Here is a 19,096-nt window from a genome sequence, read left to right as displayed (position 1 = left end):
TCTAGGACACAGCTTGACCTAGACGGGCTCTAGCGTGGGACACCCGGAACACGAAGTGGAAGGCATTACCCCGTGAGCTCCCCGAGCACTGATCCGAGCACCGATCCCGGCACCGGTCCGCGCACCGGTACGCCCCCCGACCGCCGCCGCTGGATCGCGCTGGCCGTCGTGCTGACCGCGTCCTTCATGGACCTCGTCGACGTGACGATCGTCAACATCGCGATGCCCAGCATCAGCCATGACCTCGGCGCGTCGTTCAGCGTCCTCCAGTGGATCACCGAGGGCTACGCCCTCGCCTTCGCCGCCGGCCTGATCACCGGCGGCCGGCTCGGGGACATATACGGGCGCCGACGCGTCTTCCTGCTCGGCATGAGCGGCTTCACCCTCGCCTCGATGCTCTGCGGCCTCGCCGGCGACCCGCACCTGCTCGTCGCCGCCCGCGTCCTCCAGGGCGGCACCGCCGCGCTGATGGTGCCCCAGGTGCTGGCGATCGTGCACTCCACCTTCCCGGCGCACGAGCGCGGCAAGGTCTTCGGCATGTTCGGCGCCATCGTCGGACTGGGCGCCGTCTCCGGCCCGATCCTGGGCGCGCTGCTCACCGAGTGGAACATCCTCGGCCTGGAATGGCGGCCGATCTTCCTGGTCAACCTGCCCGTCGGCATCGCCGGCCTGATCCTCGGGCGCCGCTTCATCGCCGAGTCCAAGGCCGAGAACGCGCTCAAGCTCGACCTCGTCGGCGTCGCCCTCGCGACCCTCGGCATCGTCATGTTCCTCTACCCGCTCACCCAGGGCCGCGAACTGGGCTGGCCGCTCTGGGGCTTCCTGCTGATGGGCGGCAGCGCCGTGGTGCTGGCCCTGTTCGTCGTCTACGAGCGCCACAAGAAGCGGAAGGACGGCTCGCCGCTGGTCGAGCTCTCCCTGTTCACCGTGAAGAGCTTCGCCGCCGGCATCGGCGTCCAGCTGGCCTTCGGCATCCTCACCGGCATCTACTTCCTCTGCTGGACCCTCTACATGCAGCTCGGCCTCGGCTGGAGCGCGCTGCGGTCCGGCCTGACCGGCATTCCGTTCTCCATCGCCGTGTCGATCACGGCCGGCATGTCCGTCCAGAAGCTCGTCCCGCGCTTCGGCCGCAAGGTCCTCCAGGCGGGCGCGCTGGTCATGGCCGCCGGTGTGCTGCTCTACATCTGGGAGGCCGACCGCTACGGCGCCGACATCACCTCCTGGCAGATGGCCCTGCCGCTGATCGTCATGGGCGCGGGCATGGGCTTCGTCGTCGCCCCGCTCACCGACGCCGTCCTCTCCGAGGTGCCCCGCGAGCACGCGGGCTCCGCGTCCGGACTGATAAACACCACGCAGCAGTTGGGCAACGCGATCGGCCTGGGGCTCGTGTCGGTGGTCTTCTTCGGCGTCCTGGACGAGGACGCGGTCGCGAAGGGCCGGGGCGCCACGGCCTTCGGCGACGCGTACGGCAACGCCCTGTGGTGGGTCGCGGGCCTGCTCGTCCTCGTCTTCCTGCTGGTCTTCGCGCTCCCGCGCCGCTCCCGCACCGAGGTTCCGGCGGCGGACGCGGTGCCCGCGGAGAAGGGCGAACCGATAGCCGCGTGACGGTCCCGGGGACGGGGACGCGCGCCGGCCTCCGCCCGGGCCGCCACCGTGACGGTGGTCCGGACGGGGGCCGGCGCGTTTTTCGCGTTCCGGCGGATCGCCTCCGGCGCGGGGGCCGGCGAGTCGTCCGTGTTCTCGCGGGTCACCCCCGGTGTGTGCGGGGCGGCGCGTCTCCCGTGTTCTCGCGGGTCACCCCCGGTCGAGACGGCTCACGAGCCGCTCCCGCACCGAGGGCCACTCGTCCCGCAGCATCGAGAAGTAGACGCTGTCCCGCCAACTCCCGTCCGGTCGCTGCCGGTGTCGCCGAAACGTGCCCTCGTACACGGCCCCGAGCCGCCGTATCGCCGCCTGGGACCGCTCGTTCCGATGGTCGGTCTTCCAGTAGACGCGGCCCATGCCGAGCTCCTCGAACGCGTGCGTGAGCAGCAGGAGCTTGCTTTCGGTGTTGACGGCGGTGCGCCAGTACTCCCGCCCGTACCAGGTCCCGCCGATCTCCATCTGCTCGTGCGCGGTGCTCGCCTCGAAGCAGCAGGTGACGCCGGCGGTCCGGCCGCTCGCGAGGTGGACGACGGCGAACGGGACGCAGGAGGGGTCGGCGAGCCGGCCCTTGAGGATGGCGTCGAGCTCGCCCTCCGTGCGCGGGGTGAGGTCGTACGTCCAGCGCCAGACCTCGTCGTCGCCGCCGACGGCGCGGAACAGGTCGGGCACGTGCGTGTGGTCGAGGGGTTCCAGGCGGACGTGCCGACCGGTCAGGACGGTGGTGCGCGCGGGCAGCTTCGTGATCACGACTCAGGAACGTAGGGGCATTTCACACTAGGGGCAAGAGTGGTTCGCCCTAGTGCATAAGATCGTGCCCGTTTGCGCCCAGATGCTTTCCGGAAGTGTTTACTTCGCGTCCGCTATGCCCGTAGTCTGCGGCTGATCCCACACAAGCGGGCGTAGGAACGGAAGCGAACTGCCATGTACGGACCGGAACGCCAGCAGGAGATCCTGCGGCTCGCCCGCGAGAGCGGGCGGGTGGACGTGCTGTCACTGGCGGAGACGTTCCAGGTCACCGCCGAGACGGTGCGCCGCGACCTCAAGGCGCTGGACCGGGCCGGGCTGCTCCGGCGCGTGCACGGCGGCGCGATCCCCGTCGGCCGGCTGGACTTCGAACCGGACCTCGCGGAACGCGAGTCCACGGCGGCGGACGAGAAGGACCGCATCGCCCGGGCGGCCCTGGCCGAACTGCCCGCCGGCGGCAGCGTGATCCTGGACGCCGGGACCACGGTCGCCCGCCTCGCCGCGCTCTTCCCGCTGGACGTCGACCCGGGCGCGGAGCTGACGGTCGTCACCCACGCGTTGCCCGTCGCCGCCCGGCTGGCGGACCACCCGGGCATCGCCCTGCACCTGGTCGGAGGCCGGGTACGGCACCGCACCCGGGCGGCCGTCGACGCCTGGGCGCTGCGCGCGTACGGCGAGATCGCGGCCGACGTCGCCTTCGTCGCCACCAACGGCTTCTCCCCGGACGGCGGACTGACCACCCCGGACCTCGCCGAGGCGGCGGTGAAGCGGGCGACGATCGCCGCCGCCCGGCGCGTCGTCCTGCTCGCGGACTCCGGCAAGTCCGGGCAGCGGCACTTCGCCCGCTTCGGCGACCTCTCCGACGTGGACCTGCTGATCACCGACACCGGGCTGAGCTCCGAGGACGCCGAGGAGATCGAACGCCGCGGCCCGGCGGTGATCCGCGCGTGATCCTCACCGTCACCCCCAACCCCAGCCTCGACCGCACCTACGAGGTTCCCGCGCTGCGGCGCGGCGCCGTCCTGCGCGCGGCGGCCGACCGCGTCGACCCGGGCGGCAAGGGCGTCAACGTCTCGCGCGCGGTCGCGGCGGCCGGGCACGCCACCACGGCCGTGCTGCCGCTCGGCGGCGCGGAGGGCGCCCTGCTGGAACGTCTCCTCCGCGAGCAGGGCATCGACGTGGCGGGCGTCCCCCTGTCCGGCGCAACGCGGGTCAACGTGGCCGTCGCCGAGCCCGACGGCACGCTCACCAAGGTCAACGCGGCCGGCCCCGAACTGACCGCCGCCGAGGCCGAGGCGCTGCTGGGCAGCGTGGGGGAGCGGTCGGCGGGCGCCGGCTGGATCGCCTGCTGCGGCAGCCTGCCGCGCGGACTCGCGCCCGAGTGGTACGCGCTGCTGGTGGCCCGCGCCCACGCCGCCGGGGCCCGGATCGCGCTCGACACCTCCGGCCCGTCCCTCACCGCCGCGCTGCGCGAACGCCCCGACGTCGTCAAGCCCAACACCGAGGAACTGGCCCAGGCCGTCGGCCGCCCGCTGGCGACGGTCGGGGACGCGGCCCGGGCGGCGGAGGAACTACGCGGCCTCGGCGCGTGGACCGTCCTCGCCAGCCTCGGCGCCGACGGTCAACTGCTCGTCGACGACTCCGGCACGTACTACGGAACGGCCCCCGTGACGCGGGTCCGCAGCAACGTCGGCGCCGGCGACGCCTCCCTGGCCGGCTTCCTCGCCGCCGGCGGCGAAGGCCCGGCCGCCCTCGCGTCGGCCCTGGCCCACGGCGCGGCGGCCGTCCGGCTGCCCGGCAGCGCGATGCCCGCCCCGGGCGACCTCGAACCGTCCACCGTGACGGTCACCCGGGACGTCCCGGGCGGCCGCGCCCTGACCGAACCGGCGTCCGGCGTCTGACGCCGGCGGTCCACCGGGTCCACCGGTCCACCTCCCCCACCCAGCCGCCGGCAAGGCGCTACCGCGAGCAAGGGAGCCCGCGATGAGCAATGCGATGAGCGACGCGACGAGTGAACTGATCACGGCGGAACTGGTCGACCTGGACCTGGCCGCCGACACCAAGGAGGCGGCCGCCCGGTCGCTCGCCGTCCGCATGCGGGACCTCGGCCGCGTCACGGACCTGGACGGATTCCTGGCCGACGTGGCGGCGCGCGAGGCCCGGATGCCGACCGGCCTCGACGGCGGCATCGGCATCCCGCACTGCCGCAGCGCCCACGTCACCGCGCCGACCCTGGCCTTCGGCCGCTGCGCCGCCCGAGTCGACTTCGGCGCCCCGGACGGTCCGGCCGACCTGATCTTCCTGATCGCCGCCCCGGCCGGGGCGGACAGCGACCACCTCGTAATCCTCTCGGGCCTCGCGCGGCGGCTGATGAACGAGGAGTTCACGGGGGCGCTGCGCACGGTGACGGACGCGGGGGAGGCCGCGGCGCTGATCAGGGGCGACGAACCCGCACTCGTCCCGGCGACCGCGACCGCGCCCGTGGCCGTGGCCGTGACCGCGCCCGTGACCGCACCTGCCCCGGCACCTGTCGCCGAGCCCGAGCCGGAACCTGAGTCCGAGCCGGAATCTGAGCCCGGCTCCGAACCCGAACCCGAGCGCAAGCCCGAGCCCAAGTCCACACCCGAGCCCCAATCCGCACCCGAGCCCGAGCCCAGACCCGAGCGGGCCTTCCGCATCGTCGCCGTCACCTCCTGCCCCACCGGCATCGCGCACACGTACATGGCCGCCGAGGCGCTGGAGCGCGCCGCGCGGGACGCGGGTGTCGAGATAGCCGTCGAGACGCAGGGGTCGGCCGGATTCACCCGGCTCGACCCGGCCGTGGTCGAGGCCGCGGACGGCGTGATCCTCGCCCACGACGTCGAGGTTCGCGACAGGGACCGCTTCGCGGGAAAGCCGGTCGTGGACGTCGGCGTCAAGGCGGGCGTGAACCGCGCCGCCGAGCTGGTGGCGGAGGTACGGGAGAAGGCAGCCCGCGGGGACGTCCGAGCGCCCCGGCCCGCCGCGCCCATGGACACCGGCGCCGAGGGCGGTGACGGCTTCGGTACGCGGCTCCGCAAGTGGCTGATGACGGGCGTGAGTTACATGGTGCCCTTCGTCGCGGCGGGCGGTCTGCTGATCGCCCTGGGCTTCGCCATCGGCGGCTACGAAATCAACAAGGCCCCGTCGGTGGCCAAGCACTTCGTCTGGACCGAGTCCGCGAGCTGGGCCGCGCTGTTCTTCCAGACGGGAGGCGTCGCGTTCGGCTTCCTGGTGGCGGTCCTGGCCGGCTTCATCGCGTACGGGATGGCCGACCGCCCCGGGCTCGTCCCCGGTTTCGTCGGCGGAGCCATCGCGGTGACGGTCGACGCCGGCTTCCTCGGGGGACTGATCGCCGGTCTGCTCGCGGGCGGGGTGGTGATGGCCGTACAGCGGGCGCGGGTGCCGGCCGTGCTGCGCGGGATCATGCCGGTGGTCGTCATCCCGCTGCTGTCCTCGGCGATCGTCGGCTTCCTGATGTTCCTGGTGGTGGGCAAGCCGCTCGCTTCCCTCCAGTCCGCGCTGACGGACTGGCTGAGCGGGCTGAACGGCACGAACGCCGTGGTCCTCGGCGCGCTGCTCGGCCTGATGATGTGCTTCGACCTCGGCGGCCCGCTCAACAAGGTCGCCTACGCCTTCGCCGTCGGCGGCCTCGCCGACCCCAACGACGGCAGCCTCAAGGTGATGGCCGCCGTCATGGCCGCCGGCATGGTCCCCCCGCTCGCCCTGGCCCTCGCGACGACCGTGCGCGGCCGGCTCTTCACCCCGGCCGAACGGGAGAACGGCAAGGCCGCCTGGGTGCTCGGCGCCTCCTTCATCACCGAGGGCGCCATCCCGTTCGCGGCGGCGGACCCGCTGCGCGTCATCCCGTCGGCGATGGCCGGCGGCGCCGTCACCGGCGCCCTCTCCATGGCCTTCGACTGCACCCTCCGCGCCCCTCACGGCGGCGCGTTCGTCATCCCCCTGATCGGCGCCCCCTTCCTCTACCTCCTCGCCATCGCCGCCGGCACGGCGCTGAGCGCCGGCCTGGTCGTCCTGCTGAAGAGCGCGACCGCCCGGAACGCCGCGCACTAGCCTCCGTACAGCTCCCGGTACGACGGGAACACCCCGCCCGGGCCGTCCACGCTCTCCGCCGCGAGGACGGCCTTGGCCACGGCCCGGGTCAGGGCGTCCGCACCGGCGGCGAGGATCTCGTTGAGGGCGACGAGGGCGGAGACGTCGGCGGGAGCCGCGTCCTGGGCGGAGGGCAGGGACCTGGCGCCCGTCGCCAGGGTGAAGACCGTGTCGCCGTCCGTGAGGAGGTGGACCGGCCGGACCGCGCGGGCCAATCCGTCGTGGGCCGTACCGGCGAGCTTCTGCGCCTGGGCGCGGGTGAGGGCGGCGTCGGTGGCGACGACGGCGAGCGTCGTGTTCAGCGGCTGCCGGATCGAGCCCGCCGTGCGTCGGGCCGTCTCCTCCCGGGCGGCGGCCAGGGCGCGCCGCGCCGCCTCGTGGCGCGCGGGATCGGCGTAGCGGACCCGCTCGCCGGCGTACAGCCGCCCGTACAGCACTCCCGTCTCCGGATCGGCCGCCGAGCCCGCCGCGTTGACGGCCGCGAGCGCCGCGACGGTGACCCCCGAGGGCAGGACGACGCTCGCCGTACCGATGCCTCCCTTCATGCCTCCGACGACGGCACCTCTGCCCGCGCCCACGTTGCCCTGCACCACCGGCGTACCGGGGGCCGTCCCCGCCGCCGCCTCGATCGCCGCCCGGCCGAGGGCCGCGTCCGGACGGGCCCGCCAGACGCCGCCTCGGCCGAGGTCGAAGAGGGCGGCGGCGGGTACGACGGGCACCACCTGGGCCGGGTCCGGGCCGACCGGCACGCCCCGGCCGGCCTCCTCCAGCCAGGCCACCGCGCCGGACGCGGCGTCCAGCCCGAAGGCGCTGCCGCCGGTGAGGACGACGGCCTCCACCCGCTGGACGAGGTTGCGGGGGTCGAGCGCGTCCGTCTCCCGGGTGCCGGGGCCGCCGCCCCGGACGTCGACGGCCGCGACCGCGCCGTCCGGCTCGGTGAGGACCACCGTCGTTCCGGTGAGGGCCCCCGGGCCGGCCAGTTCGGCGTGCCCGACGCGCAGCCCCGGTACGTCGGTGAGCGCGTCCAGCGGTCCGGTCCGTACGGCGGCGTTCCGAGTGCTGTCGGTGTCGGTCATGGGCCTTGCGTACCACGGCCGCCCCGGACCGGACCCGGCTTTCGCCGGCCTCTTTCCCGCCCTCAGCCTTCCGGCTCCGCAACGTCCTCAGCCTTCCGACTTCGCAACGTCCTCAGCTTTCCGGCTTCCTCGACGTCCTCAGCCTTCCGGCCGCCTCGATGCCCTCGGCCTGCGGTCCCTTCCCCGTCTCATTCCCTTTCCCGGCGCGCCTCCCCTTCCCCTTCCCCTTCCCCGTGCCCTGTCCCCGAGCCGTCTCGCCCCTCCTCCTGCCCCAGCGCGGTCCCGCCCCGCGCCGTCAGGGTGACGCCCACGACGACGGTGGCGGTGGCCACCGCCCCGGCCAGCGGGACGGCCCAGCGTCCCGCGAAGGTGCAAGCCAGCACGAGCACCGCCGAGACGGGGAGTACCGCCTGCTGTGCCGGGCCGCGTTTCTGGTGCCGGGAGTGGATCAGCCACACCGTGAACATGAAGAGGGCCGCGGCGAGGGTGACCGTCCCGGACGCCGCGAACGTGGAGATGTGGGCCTTGCCCGTGGCCTCCTCGATCGCGACCTCGATGCCGGCGCCGATCGCCGCGACCGACCCGAAGACGAGGTAGTGGCCGTAACCCCAGAGGAACGCCTGGCGGTTGGAGATCAGGTGCAGGTGGATGGGGACGGCGAAGTAGATCCAGTAGGCGGCGAAGGTGATGAGGAGCCCGCCCGCGGCTATGGGCAACAGGACGCCCAGCGCCCGGTGTTCGTCGACGGCGGACTGGACGGCCACGGTGGCGGCCGACACCGTTTCGCCGAGCACGATGATGGTGAACAGGCCGTAGCGTTCCGCGATGTGGTGCGGGTGCCAGCCGGTCTGGTAGTCGTGCTCGGCCCAGACCGGGACGGCCATCTCGCATATCGCCATCCCCAGGAGCAGCCAGGGCTTGGCGTCGGCGGGCAGGAACAGCAGCCCCAGCCAGCCGACTTGGCAGGCGGACACCCCCACCGCGTACCGCAGCGCGGTCCGGCGCTCGCGGCCGGCCGTGGAGAAGCCGGCCCGCAGCCACTGGGCCACCATGGCCAGCCGCATCACCAGGTAGCCGAACCAGATCACCCGGAAGTCGCCGGAGTCGAAGGCGCGCGGGATCCCCGCCGCGAACACCAGCACTCCCGCGATCTGGATCAGCGTCGTGCCGCGGAACAGCACGTCGTCCGTGTCGTAGGCGGAGGCGAACCAGGTGAAGTTCATCCAGGCCCACCAGATGGCGAAGAACACCATCAGGTAGCCCTGGACGCCGTGGCCCAAGTGCGCCTCGGCCAGCGCGTGCACCAGCTGCCCGCCCGCCTGGGCCACCGCGACCACGAAACAGAGGTCGAAGAACAGCTCCAGGGGGGTGGCGACGCGGTGCTCCTCGTCCCGGCCCCGGGTGGCCATCCGGCGCAGGACGCCCGAGCCCGCCGCGAGCCGCCGACGCGGCGTATCGCTCATGCGGCGATTGTCACCGCTCGCGGCGGGGGCCGCGACCGGGGCCACCCGTACCCTGGTGTCATGAGCAGCACCGCCCCCGAACCCAAGCCCGCGGCCCTGATCTTCGACGATCCGCTGGACCGGCAGTCGGCGGACGACACCGACCGCGGCTGGGGCGAGCGCCCCACGGGCCAGGACTCCGCCGCCGACCTCGCCCGGTTCCTGGACGAGAAGCCGCCGCACCACATCTGACCGCGACGGCCGCGCCGTGCCCCGGGCGCGGCCTTCCGCGACTTCCGCGGCCGCGCGGGTGCGGTCTAGCGCTGGGCCGGTACGGAGTCCGAGCCGGGGCCGCGCCGCTGCTCGACGAGGGTGTCCCGGATCTGCGCGAGCAGCTCGATCTCCGTCGGCGCGGCCGGGCCGCCGTCCTCCGGTCGGCGGGCCGCCTGGCGATCCTGCCAGCGCTTCATCGGCAGCAGCATCAGGAAGTAGACCACCGCGGCGGTGATCAGGAAGGTGAGCGTGGCGCTGAGCACCGAGCCCCACTGGATGTAGACGCCCTGGGTGACCTCGCCCGACGCCTTCCTGACGCACGGGCCCTTGAGGCAGGCCGCGTAACGGTCCAGATCCGTGGTGCCGAACGCGCCGACGATGGGGTTGATCACGCCCTTGACGACCGAGTTCACGATGTTGGTGAACGCCGCGCCGATGACAACGGCGACCGCCAGGTCGATCACGTTGCCCCGCATCAGGAACGCCTTGAAGCCTCCAAGGATCCCTGTCTTCTTCTCGCTCACCGAACGGCCCTTCTCTGTGCGTCTCTGTACCGGAATGGTGGGTTCCATAACATACGAGACGGTCCGGCCGGTCTGTCCAATCCGCCGCCCCGACCGACGTCGCCGGAGGGATCGGCCCGGGCCGCCCCGGAGGCGTCAGCGCAGGCCGCCGTACGCGAGCAGTGCCCAGCACAGGATCACCACCCCGGCCGTGAGCAGGGCCCGCCCGGCAGTCTTCCCCCGCGCCCGCCGCCCCACCCGCACGGGAGCGAAGTGCGGCACCTCACAGGCGGGCGGCGGGGCCCAGGACGGCCTGGGGCGGGCGCGTCGGGGAACAGCTGGGGAGGGCGATGACGGGGAGGCGTGCGAGGGGACGCAAGAGGGAGAGGGCATGGCAAACACCGCCTAGCGTGGGGGAGTTCCGACCACCGACGCCCTCTACGATCCCGGGTTTCCGCAAGCCCCGCTGGAGCCTGTGGATAAATCGTGAGGCTGTGGAAAACTTCGGTCGCCGTGCGGAGCCACCGCGCACAGCAGCGCTGGCACGGCCCCGCCCCACTCCGTCAGGGCGGCTCGACACCCAGCCCCCACCCGTCGAGGCGGGTCGCCCCAGCCCCGCCCCCTCAAGGCAGCCCCCAGCTTCCACCCGTCAAGGCAGCTCGCCCCAGCTCCCGCCCGTCAAAGCGGCCCCCAGCCCCACCCCTCAAGGCAGCTTGATCCCCAGCTCCCACCCGTCGTGCACGCGCACGCACAGGCAGTCCCGGTCCGCGGTCACCGGCAGCCCCCCGACCACGTCGAAGAGCACGCCGCGCAGCCGCTCCACGTTCTCCGCGAAGACCCGCAGCACCTCCTCGTGCGTCACGCCGTCGCCCGTCTCGGCCCCGGCGTCCAGGTCCGTGACCAGCGCCATCGACGTGTAGCAGAGGCCCAGCTCACGGGCGAGCGCGGCCTCCGGGTGGCCGGTCATGCCGACGACCGACCAGCCCTGCGCCGCGTGCCAGCGCGACTCCGCCCGGGTGGAGAAGCGCGGCCCCTCGGTCACGACCATGGTTCCGCCGTCCACCGGCTCCCAGTCCCGGCCGCGCGCCGCCGCGAGCACCACCGCGCGTCCGGCGGGGCAGTAGGGGTCGGCGAAGGCGAGGTGGACGACCTCGGGGACGGTGCCGTCGGGGAGCGGCTCGCCGTCGAAGTAGGTCTGCGTCCGGGACTTCGTCCGGTCCACGAGCTGGTCGGGCACCAGCAGGGTGCCGGGCCCGTACTCGGGCCGCAGTCCGCCCACGGCGCACGGGCCGAGGACCTGGCGGACGCCCACGGAGCGCAGGGCCCACAGATTGGCCCGGTAGTTGATGCGGTGCGGCGGCAGGTGGTGGCCCCGGCCGTGGCGGGGGAGGAAGGCGACCCGGCGGCCCGCCACCTCGCCGAGGAACAGGGAGTCGCTCGGCGGCCCGTAGGGCGTCTCGACGGTGATCTCGGTCACGTCGTCGAGGAAGGAGTAGAACCCCGAGCCCCCGATGACGCCTATCTCCGCCCGCGTCCCGCCTGTCTCGACCGTCTCGGACATGCTCATGTTGACCATGGCGTCACCCTAGCGGCGCACCCCCCGCGCGCACCGGGCCGCGGCGGAATGCGACACGGAGTCCGCCGCCCCTGTGGGGCGACGGACTCCGTGTGTGCTGTCCGGTTGAGTGAGTGCCTCAGGCGGCGGACGACGCCGTGGTCGTGGGCCCGCTGCCCGACGAGGACGAGCCGCTCGTCGAGGACGAGGACGACGAGGCGGCCGAAGACGAGGACGTCTTCGAGGACGACGACGCCGGCGTGCTGCTGGACGACGAGCCGCGGCTGTCGTTCCGGTAGAAGCCGGAGCCCTTGAACACGATGCCGACGGCCGAGAACACCTTCTTCAGGCGTCCGTCGCAGCTGGGGCACACGGTCAACGCGTCGTCGGTGAACTTCTGCACCGCCTCAAGGCCCTCGCCGCACTCGGTGCACTGGTACTGGTAAGTCGGCACTTCTCCTCCTGGCACTCTCACTCAATGAGTGCTAACGATGCTCCATAGTGCAGTATTCCGGCGCCTCAGTCCACCGAGACGGGCTCGCGGTGACCGACCCCACGCCCGACGATCCGCGACGCGGTGGCCTCCGGGGTGAGCCGGTTGCGCAGCACCAGCAGCACCACCAGTGCCAGCGTGGTGCCGCACAGGGGGACCAGGAAGCCGGTGCTGGCGCTGTGCGAGTCCACGAGGCGGCCGGCCACCGTGGAGCCGGCGGCCTGGCCCAGGCCGACGGCGCCGGTCAGCCAGGTGAACGCCTCCGTCCGGGAGCCCGCCGGGACCAGCGACTCGACCAGCGTGTAGCCGGTGATCAGCGCCGGGGCGATGCACAGGCCGACGATCAGGCCGAGCCCGCCCAGCAGCGGCACCGCGTGCACCGCCCACAGGGGCGTGGTGGCCAGGGCCAGCAGCGGGTACGCGGCCAGCAGCCGGCGCTGCGGGGTGCTGCGCCAGGCGACGGTGCCGCAGACGATGCCCGCGATCATGTTCCCGGCCGCGAAGGCGCCGTAGAGCAGGCCGTTGATGCCCGGCTCGCCGATCTCCTTGGTGAAGGCGGTCAGCGACATCTGCATGCCGCCGAAGACCGAGCCGATGCCCAGGAAGGCGAAGATCAGCACGCGGATGCCCGGCACCGACAGGGCGGAGGAGCCCTTCTGCCGGTTGCCCGCAGCGGTGCGGTCGGGCTGCGGCTGGGTGCGCCGCTGGGTGGCGAACAGGGCGCCGCCGACGACCGTGAGGACCGCCTCGGCGATCAGACCGGCCGACGGGTGGACGCCGGTGCAGAGCGCGGTGGCCAGCACCGGACCGATCACGAACGTGAACTCGTCCGTCACGGACTCGAAGGCCGCCGAGGTCGCCATCAGCGGCGAGCCCTCCAGCTTGGCCGCCCAGCGGGCCCGCACCATCGGGCCGATCTGCGGGGTGGACGCACCGGCGGGCACGGCCGCGACGAACAGTGCCCACAGTGGCGCGTGGGACAGCGCCAGCGTGATGAGCAGGGAGATCGCCGCGGCGTGCACCACGATGCCGGGGAGCAGCACCGCGGCCTGCCCGAAGCGGTCCGCGAGCTTGCCGCTCTGCGGGGCGAACAGCGCCATGGAAACGCCGGCCGTCGCCGATACGGCACCGGCCGTGGTGTACGAGCCGGTGGTGTTCTGGACGAGCAGCAGGATCCCGATGGTCAGCATCGCGAACGGCTGCCGGGCCAGGAAGCCGGGGAGCAGGAACGTCCAGGCGCCGCGCGTACGCAGCAGCCGGCCGTACCCGGGACGGGCCCCGGCGGAGTCATTGACCGTGGTCTCCACGGCCCTTGCCTTTCCGCCGCCTGGTAGCACGCCCCGAACGGGGAAAGCCGTCACGGAGCGCGCCGAGAGCTGTCCTCTCGCGCAGGACCGTGGTAGATGCCGATCCGGCCGCCTCGTGAATCGCGGCCACGGCCGCCGTGCGGTCGCGCCAGCTCTGCATCAGGCAGAGATGGTTCGGTGTTGTTCAGTAGTGATACGTAAGGAAAAGAGCGGGTCCTCCGGCCCGTGGGGACGAACCCGTCGGGGCCTCCGGCACCAGCCGGAGGATCATACGAAGAACCTACTTCCTCCCTACCATACCTGGCGCTCGCTTCCGCACGCTCTTCGCTGAGGAATCGGTTCCGCTTCGAGCGGTGCCGGGGTCGGCCGCCGCCGCCGGGCTCCTCTCGGCGGGCTTGCCCGTGGGCCCGGTCTTTCGGCCGGACTCCGCTTTTCGTCTCCCCTTGGCGGCAGCCGAAGCCGGGGCGGAAGGCGAAACGGAATCCGATCCCGTCCCCAGCCACCCGGCCAGCTTGCCGCCCTCGCCGACCGCGCGCAGCCGCTTCTCGGCCGCGTCCCGCACCGGGTCCGTGGCCACGACCAGCAGCTCGTCCCCGTACCGCAGGACGGTCGACGGGGCCGGGACGAAGCTCGTCTCCTCCCGCACCACGAGCGTGACGGCCGAGCCGGCCGGCAACCGGAGTTCGGAGACCTCGACGCCGTGCATCTTCGATCCCTCGGGGACGGCCACCGACAGCAGGTGCCCGCGCAGCCGCTCCAGGGGAGCCGATTCGATCCCCAGGTCCAGGGCCTCGGCCTCGCCCAGGCCGAGGCGGCGGGCCAGCCAGGGCAGCGTCGGCCCCTGGACCAGCGTGTAGACGATCACCAGCACGAAGACGATGTTGAAGATCCGCCGGCTGTCGGGGACCGCCGCCACCATCGGGATGGTGGCGAGCACGATCGGCACCGCACCGCGCAGCCCCGCCCAGGAGAGAAGTGCCTTCTCCCGCCACGGAGTGCGGAACGGCGCCGTGCTGAGGAAGACGGAGACCGGCCGCGCGACCATCGTCAGGACCAGGCCGACGACGAGCGCGGGGACGATGTCGCCGCCGAGTTCGTGCGGCGTGACCAGCAGGCCGAGCAGGACGAACATCCCGATCTGGGCGATCCAGCCGAGCCCTTCGGCGAAGCCGCGGGTGGCCGGCCAGTGGGGCAGTTTCGCGTTCCCCAGTATCAGGGCGGCGAGATAGACGGCGAGGAAGCCGGAGCCGTGGGCCAGGGCGCCGCCGGCGTAGGCGACGGTGGCGATGGCCATGACGGCGATGGGGTAGAGGCCGGAGGCGGGCAGGGCCACGTGCCGCATGCCGTACGCGCCGAGGAAGCCGATGGCGAGACCGACGGCCGCGCCGATGGCCAGTTCCAGGGCGATCTTGCCCAGGAGCAGGTACCAGTGCTCGACCGGTCCGGCGGCCGAGAAGGCGACGACGAGGATGACGACGGGTGCGTCGTTGAAACCGGACTCCGCCTCCAGGATGCCGGTGAGCCGGGCGGGGAGGGGGACGTTCCGCAGGACGGAGAAGACAGCCGCGGCGTCCGTCGACGACACCACCGCACCGATGATCAGGGACTGCCGCCAGTCCACTCCGGCGAGGTAGTGGGCGGCGGCCGCGGTGACCCCCACGCTCACCGCGACGCCGAAGGTGGAGAGGACCGCGGCGGCGGGCAGGGCGGGCTTGATCTCCTGCCACTTGGTGCCGAGGCCGCCCTCGGCCAGGATCACCACGAGGGCCGCGTATCCGATGACCTGGGTCAGCCCGACGTCGTTGAAGGAGACGCCGATGCCGTCCTGTCCTATCGCGACGCCTATGCCGAGATAGACGAGCAGGCTGGGCAGCCCGCTCCGGGAGGAAACCCGTACCGCCGCCACCGCTACGAGCAGCACGAGCGAGCAGACGAGCAGGAGTTCGTTGAGGTGGTGGACAGTCAGGGGCCGCTCCCATCACTAGGACTCCGGCCGTTGTCTGAAGGAACGTTCCTGCGAACGCCTTCCTACGAACGACCGGAACTTCATTGCCTCTCCTAATATTTTACGGGTTCTTAACGCGGTCCGGTCGGGACGAGGGTGGGCGAACCCCCACGGGACCACCCGCCGAGCCTCCACGAGTCCACCCGCCGCCGCCCCACGGGACCACCCGCCGGCATCCCGTGAGACCGCCCCGCACGCCCCACGGGACCACTCCCGCACCTCCCGTCGGACCGCCTCCCCCGGCTCGCCTGAACGGCCGTGCCCGGCCCCCGCGACGACTCCGCGTCGGGCCGCCGGGCGCCCTGCGCCTATGGTTGCTTCCAGCACTCCAGGACCACCCGGCCCCGCGAAGGACAGCGATGCCCCCCAACAACACCGGCCCTTCCGGCAAGAAAAAGAAGGGACGACGCGCTCGCCTGATCGTGATCAGCCTCGTGCTGCTGCTCGTGGCAGGTGTCGGATTCGGGGCGTACTGGGGCGTCAGTACCGTCCGCGCCTCGTTCCCGGAGACGTCCGGAACGCTCGCGCTCAAGGGACTGAAGAGTCAGGTCAAGGTCGAGCGGGACGGCAACGGGATTCCCCAGGTCTACGCGGACAACGCCGAGGACCTCTTCCGCGCCCAGGGCTTCGTCCAGGCGCAGGACCGCTTCTGGGAGATGGACGTCCGGCGGCATCTGACGGCCGGACGGCTGTCCGAGATGTTCGGTTCCGGACAGGTGGAGACCGACGCCTTCGTCCGCACCATGGGCTGGCGCAGGACCGCGCAGAAGGAATACGACAGCAAGCTGTCGCCGGAGACCAAGAAGTACCTCCAGGCGTACGCGGACGGCGTCAACGCCTATCTCGCCGACCACAAGGGCAAGTCGCTGTCCGTCGAGTACGCGGCCCTGGAGTTCGAGAACGACTACAAGCCGGAGAAGTGGACGCCGGTCGACTCCGTCGCGTGGCTGAAGGCGATGGCCTGGGACCTGCGGGCCAACATGCGCGACGAGATCGACCGCTCGCTCGCCGCCACCCGGCTGAGCCCGCAGCAGATCGATCAGCTCTACCCGGCGTACCCGTACGACCGGAACAAGCCGATCGTCGAGGGCGGCGCCTATGACGCGGCCGACAGGACCTTCGACCCCAAGGGCACGCCGTCGTCGCAGACCGGCGGGCAGGGGACGCAGGGCACTCAGGGGACGCCCGGCGGCCGGGGCACGCAGGGCACTTCCGGTACTCAGGGCACGCCCGGCACCCAAGGCAACCGTGGCACGCAGGGAAGCCAGGGCACCCAGGGCACTCCGGGCACCGGCACCCAGGGCGTTCCCAACGGCGGCCTCCCCGGCAAGGGCACCGGCGGCGCCTCCACCGGCGGCCTGCGCACCGGCCTGGCCTCGCTGTCGAAGACGCTCGACCAGCTCCCGGCCCTGCTCGGCCCCAACGGCAACGGGATCGGCTCCAACTCGTGGGTGGTCTCGGGCCAGTACACGACCACCGGCAAGCCGCTGCTGGCCAACGACCCGCACCTCGCGCCGCAGCTGCCGTCCGTCTGGTACCAGATGGGCCTGCACTGCACCAGGACCAGCGAGCAGTGCCCGTACGACGTGGCCGGCTACACCTTCGCGGGCATGCCCGGCGTCGTCATCGGCCACAACAAGGACATCGCCTGGGGCATGACGAACCTGGGCGCCGACGTCGCCGACTTCTACCTGGAGAAGGTCACCCCCAACGGCACCTACCAGTTCGGCGGCAAGGAGCTGAAACTCGACACCCGCAAGGAGACCGTGAAGGTCGCGGGCGGCAAGGACCGCGAGTTCACGATCCGCGAGACCAACAACGGGCCGCTCGTCTCCGACCGCAACGACGAGCTGGGCAAGGTCGGCCAGGACGCACCGGTCAAGGGCTCGGCCCCCGATCGCGCCGAGGGCTACGCCGTCGCGCTGCGCTGGACCGCCCTGGACCCGGGCAAGTCGATGGACGCGGTCTTCGAGCTGAACCGGGCCACGGACTGGGAGTCGTTCCGGAAGGCCGCGTTCGACTTCGCCGTCCCCTCGCAGAACCTGATCTACGCGGACACCAAGGGCAACATCGGTTACCAGGCCCCCGGGCAGATCCCGATGCGCAACAAGAAGCACGACGGCCGCCTCCCGGCGCCCGGCTGGGACCCGTCCTACAAGTGGAAGGGCTTCGTCCCGTCGACCGCGCTGCCCTGGGACTACAACCCCAAGCGCGGCTACATCGTGACCGCCAACCAGGCCGTCATCGACCCGAAGTACCCGATCCCGCTCACCACGGACTGGGGCTACGGCACCCGCAGCCACCGCATCACCGAGCTCATCCAGTCGAAGATCAAGGACGGCGGGAAGATCTCGACCGAGGACATGCAGAAGATGCAGATGGACAACGCCAGCGAGATCGGCAAGCTCCTGACGCCCTACCTGCTCAAGATCAACCTCAAGGGTCCCAACGAGCGTGAGACGAAGTACCTGCGCGAGGCCCAGGACCTGCTGAAGGACTGGGACTACAAGCAGGACGCCGACTCGGCCGCCGCCGCCTACTTCAACGCGGTCTGGCGCAACACCCTCAAGCTCGCCTTCGGCAACAAGCTCCCCAAGGAGCTGCGCGTCAAGGGCCAGTGCCTGCGGGTGCCCCCGGCCAACGACTCCGGTCCCAAGGAGGACCTGAACGGCGGGACCCGCCTGGTCACCGAGTGCGGCGAGCGCGAGCCGGACGCGGCGCAGCCGGACGGCGGCGACCGCTGGACCGAGGTCGTCCGCTCGATCCTCGACAAGCCGGACGACGCGTGGTGGAAGACCAGCGGGCGCAAGGGCGCGAAGAACCGCGACGACCTGCTGGCCCGGGCCATGAAGGACGCCCGCTGGGAACTCACCTCCAAGCTCGGCAAGGACGTCTCCTCCTGGAGCTGGGGCCGGCTGCACCAGCTCACCCTGAAGAACCAGACGCTCGGCAAGGAGGGCCCCGCGATCGTCCGGTGGATGCTCAACCGCGGGCCCTGGAACCTGGCCGGCGGCGAGGCCGCCGTCGACGCGGCCGGCTGGAACGCGGCGGGCGGCTACGACGTGGTCTGGGTGCCGTCGATGCGGATGGTCGTCAACCTGGAGGACCTGGACAAGTCCCGGTGGATCAACCTCACCGGCGCGTCCGGCCACGCCTACCACGCCAACTACTACGACCAGACGGACAAGTGGGCCAAGGGCGAGCTGCTGCCGTGGGCCTTCACCCCGGGGGCGGTGAAGAAGGCGTCGGAGAACACGCTCACGCTCACGCCGTGAGGCTCGTGTCCTCCTCCGTCGGATGAACGGGCGCCGGTCAGGCCGGCGCGAAGCGGCGCACCCCGCCAGGGGTGACCACCGCGTGCACGGGGTGGTCGTGCGGTTCCTCCGGGACCCGCGCGACCACCTCGTCGTCGTAGAGGAGCACGACGAGGGCGGGCGTCGCGTCCGCGCGCTCCAGGCGCGCCAGTACGCGGTCGTACGAGCCGCCCCCGCGCCCCAGCCGCATGCCCCGCCCGTCCACCGCGAGGCCGGGCAGCAGGACGGCGTCCGCCCCGGTGACGGCGTCGGGGCCGAGCCGGGGCCCGTCCGGCTCCAGCAGGCCGCGGCCGGCCCTGGCCAGGTGGTCGGGGCCGCGGTAGAGGCCCCAGTCGAGGTCGTTGTCGGGCAGCAGGACGGGCAGCAGTACCCGGACGCCGCGGTCGCGCAGGGCCTCCAGCAGGGCGCGGGTGCCCGGTTCGCGGCCGACGGAGACGTAGGCGGCGACCGTGCCGGCGTCCGCGAGCTCGGGCAGGCCGAGCGCGCGCCGTCCCAGTGCCTCCTGCGCGGACTCGATCGTTCCGGGGCTCAGGGCCGCGCGCCGGTCCAGGAGAATTCGCCGCAAGTCGGCCTTGTCGCCATCTGCCGTGCCCATTGTTCGTACAAACT

Annotated in this window: 15 protein-coding genes; 6 read left to right on the top strand and 9 right to left on the bottom strand. The window is 72.4% G+C overall.

All coding sequences use genetic code 11. The annotated features are described in order from the left end of the window. The first annotated feature begins 72 nt into the window (after positions 1 to 72). The gene (locus ACQEVS_RS14220) at positions 73 to 1,605 is read left to right on the top strand and encodes an MFS transporter (RefSeq protein ID WP_433020180.1); all 1,533 of its coding nucleotides are present in this window, start codon (positions 73 to 75) and stop codon (positions 1,603 to 1,605) included. 189 nt (positions 1,606 to 1,794) lie between these two features. Here ACQEVS_RS14220 and ACQEVS_RS14215 read toward each other — a convergent pair whose 3' ends face one another. Continuing rightward, complete coding sequence (locus ACQEVS_RS14215; protein ID WP_433020177.1) at positions 1,795 to 2,391, bottom strand: GNAT family N-acetyltransferase; 597 nt, start codon at positions 2,389 to 2,391, stop codon at positions 1,795 to 1,797. Between the two features lie 174 nt (positions 2,392 to 2,565). Here ACQEVS_RS14215 and ACQEVS_RS14210 point away from each other — a divergent pair, with 174 nt between their 5' ends. The 3 genes from ACQEVS_RS14210 to ACQEVS_RS14200 all read left to right on the top strand — a co-directional run bounded on the left by ACQEVS_RS14210 (position 2,566) and on the right by ACQEVS_RS14200 (position 6,480). Then, a complete protein-coding gene (locus ACQEVS_RS14210) occupies positions 2,566 to 3,339 on the top strand; it encodes a DeoR/GlpR family DNA-binding transcription regulator (RefSeq protein WP_433020174.1) in 774 nt (257 codons plus the stop codon). Then, positions 3,336 to 4,289 carry a 1-phosphofructokinase gene (pfkB, locus tag ACQEVS_RS14205; RefSeq protein ID WP_433020171.1) on the top strand — a complete coding sequence of 318 codons (954 nt, stop codon included), beginning with the start codon at positions 3,336 to 3,338 and terminating at the stop codon, positions 4,287 to 4,289. Before ACQEVS_RS14210 ends, pfkB begins: the two co-directional genes overlap by 4 nt. A gap of 82 nt (positions 4,290 to 4,371) precedes the next feature. After that, positions 4,372 to 6,480, top strand: coding sequence for a PTS fructose transporter subunit IIABC (locus tag ACQEVS_RS14200; RefSeq protein WP_433020168.1), 2,109 nt, complete (start codon positions 4,372 to 4,374; stop codon positions 6,478 to 6,480). Here ACQEVS_RS14200 and ACQEVS_RS14195 read toward each other — a convergent pair. Next, entirely contained in the window at positions 6,477 to 7,595 is a 1,119-nt protein-coding gene (locus tag ACQEVS_RS14195; protein WP_433020165.1) for a P1 family peptidase, read from the bottom strand. The genes ACQEVS_RS14200 and ACQEVS_RS14195 overlap by 4 nt on opposite strands. A gap of 188 nt (positions 7,596 to 7,783) precedes the next feature. Further along, positions 7,784 to 9,058 (bottom strand): low temperature requirement protein A, encoded by a 1,275-nt coding sequence (locus ACQEVS_RS14190; protein WP_433020162.1) that lies wholly within the window; start codon positions 9,056 to 9,058, stop codon positions 7,784 to 7,786. A 60-nt stretch (positions 9,059 to 9,118) separates the two neighbouring features. Here ACQEVS_RS14190 and ACQEVS_RS14185 point away from each other — a divergent pair, with 60 nt between their 5' ends. After that, complete coding sequence (locus ACQEVS_RS14185; RefSeq protein WP_433020159.1) at positions 9,119 to 9,289, top strand: hypothetical protein; 171 nt, start codon at positions 9,119 to 9,121, stop codon at positions 9,287 to 9,289. A 65-nt stretch (positions 9,290 to 9,354) separates the two neighbouring features. Here the strand turns inward: ACQEVS_RS14185 and mscL are convergent, their stop codons facing one another. The 5 genes from mscL to ACQEVS_RS14160 form a co-directional block, all read right to left on the bottom strand. Next, positions 9,355 to 9,834, bottom strand: a complete 480-nt coding sequence (gene mscL / locus ACQEVS_RS14180) for a large conductance mechanosensitive channel protein MscL (protein WP_433020156.1) — start codon at positions 9,832 to 9,834, stop codon at positions 9,355 to 9,357. A 682-nt stretch (positions 9,835 to 10,516) separates the two neighbouring features. Next, positions 10,517 to 11,389, bottom strand: a complete 873-nt coding sequence (locus ACQEVS_RS14175; RefSeq protein WP_433020153.1) for an S-methyl-5'-thioadenosine phosphorylase — start codon at positions 11,387 to 11,389, stop codon at positions 10,517 to 10,519. 118 nt (positions 11,390 to 11,507) lie between these two features. Beyond that, positions 11,508 to 11,822 carry an FmdB family zinc ribbon protein gene (locus tag ACQEVS_RS14170; RefSeq protein ID WP_433020150.1) on the bottom strand — a complete coding sequence of 105 codons (315 nt, stop codon included), beginning with the start codon at positions 11,820 to 11,822 and terminating at the stop codon, positions 11,508 to 11,510. Between the two features lie 65 nt (positions 11,823 to 11,887). Further along, complete coding sequence (locus tag ACQEVS_RS14165) at positions 11,888 to 13,168, bottom strand: MFS transporter (protein WP_433020147.1); 1,281 nt, start codon at positions 13,166 to 13,168, stop codon at positions 11,888 to 11,890. Between the two features lie 280 nt (positions 13,169 to 13,448). Then, positions 13,449 to 15,089 (bottom strand): potassium/proton antiporter, encoded by a 1,641-nt coding sequence (locus tag ACQEVS_RS14160; RefSeq protein WP_433020144.1) that lies wholly within the window; start codon positions 15,087 to 15,089, stop codon positions 13,449 to 13,451. Between the two features lie 443 nt (positions 15,090 to 15,532). On the opposite strand from ACQEVS_RS14160, the gene ACQEVS_RS14155 reads away from it, so the two are divergent. Continuing rightward, positions 15,533 to 18,448 (top strand): penicillin acylase family protein, encoded by a 2,916-nt coding sequence (locus tag ACQEVS_RS14155; protein ID WP_433020141.1) that lies wholly within the window; start codon positions 15,533 to 15,535, stop codon positions 18,446 to 18,448. A gap of 37 nt (positions 18,449 to 18,485) precedes the next feature. On the opposite strand, the gene ACQEVS_RS14150 is transcribed toward ACQEVS_RS14155, so the two are convergent. Then, positions 18,486 to 19,082 carry a 5-formyltetrahydrofolate cyclo-ligase gene (locus ACQEVS_RS14150; RefSeq protein WP_433020138.1) on the bottom strand — a complete coding sequence of 199 codons (597 nt, stop codon included), beginning with the start codon at positions 19,080 to 19,082 and terminating at the stop codon, positions 18,486 to 18,488. Between the last annotated feature and the right edge of the window lie 14 nt (positions 19,083 to 19,096).

The sequence above is a fragment of the Streptomyces sp. CA-181903 genome, from assembly GCF_050937075.1.
Classification (GTDB): Bacteria; Actinomycetota; Actinomycetes; order Streptomycetales; family Streptomycetaceae; genus Streptomyces.
The sequence above is the reverse complement of the archived record's forward strand: the minus strand, read 5'-3'. Positions and strand labels throughout refer to the sequence as shown.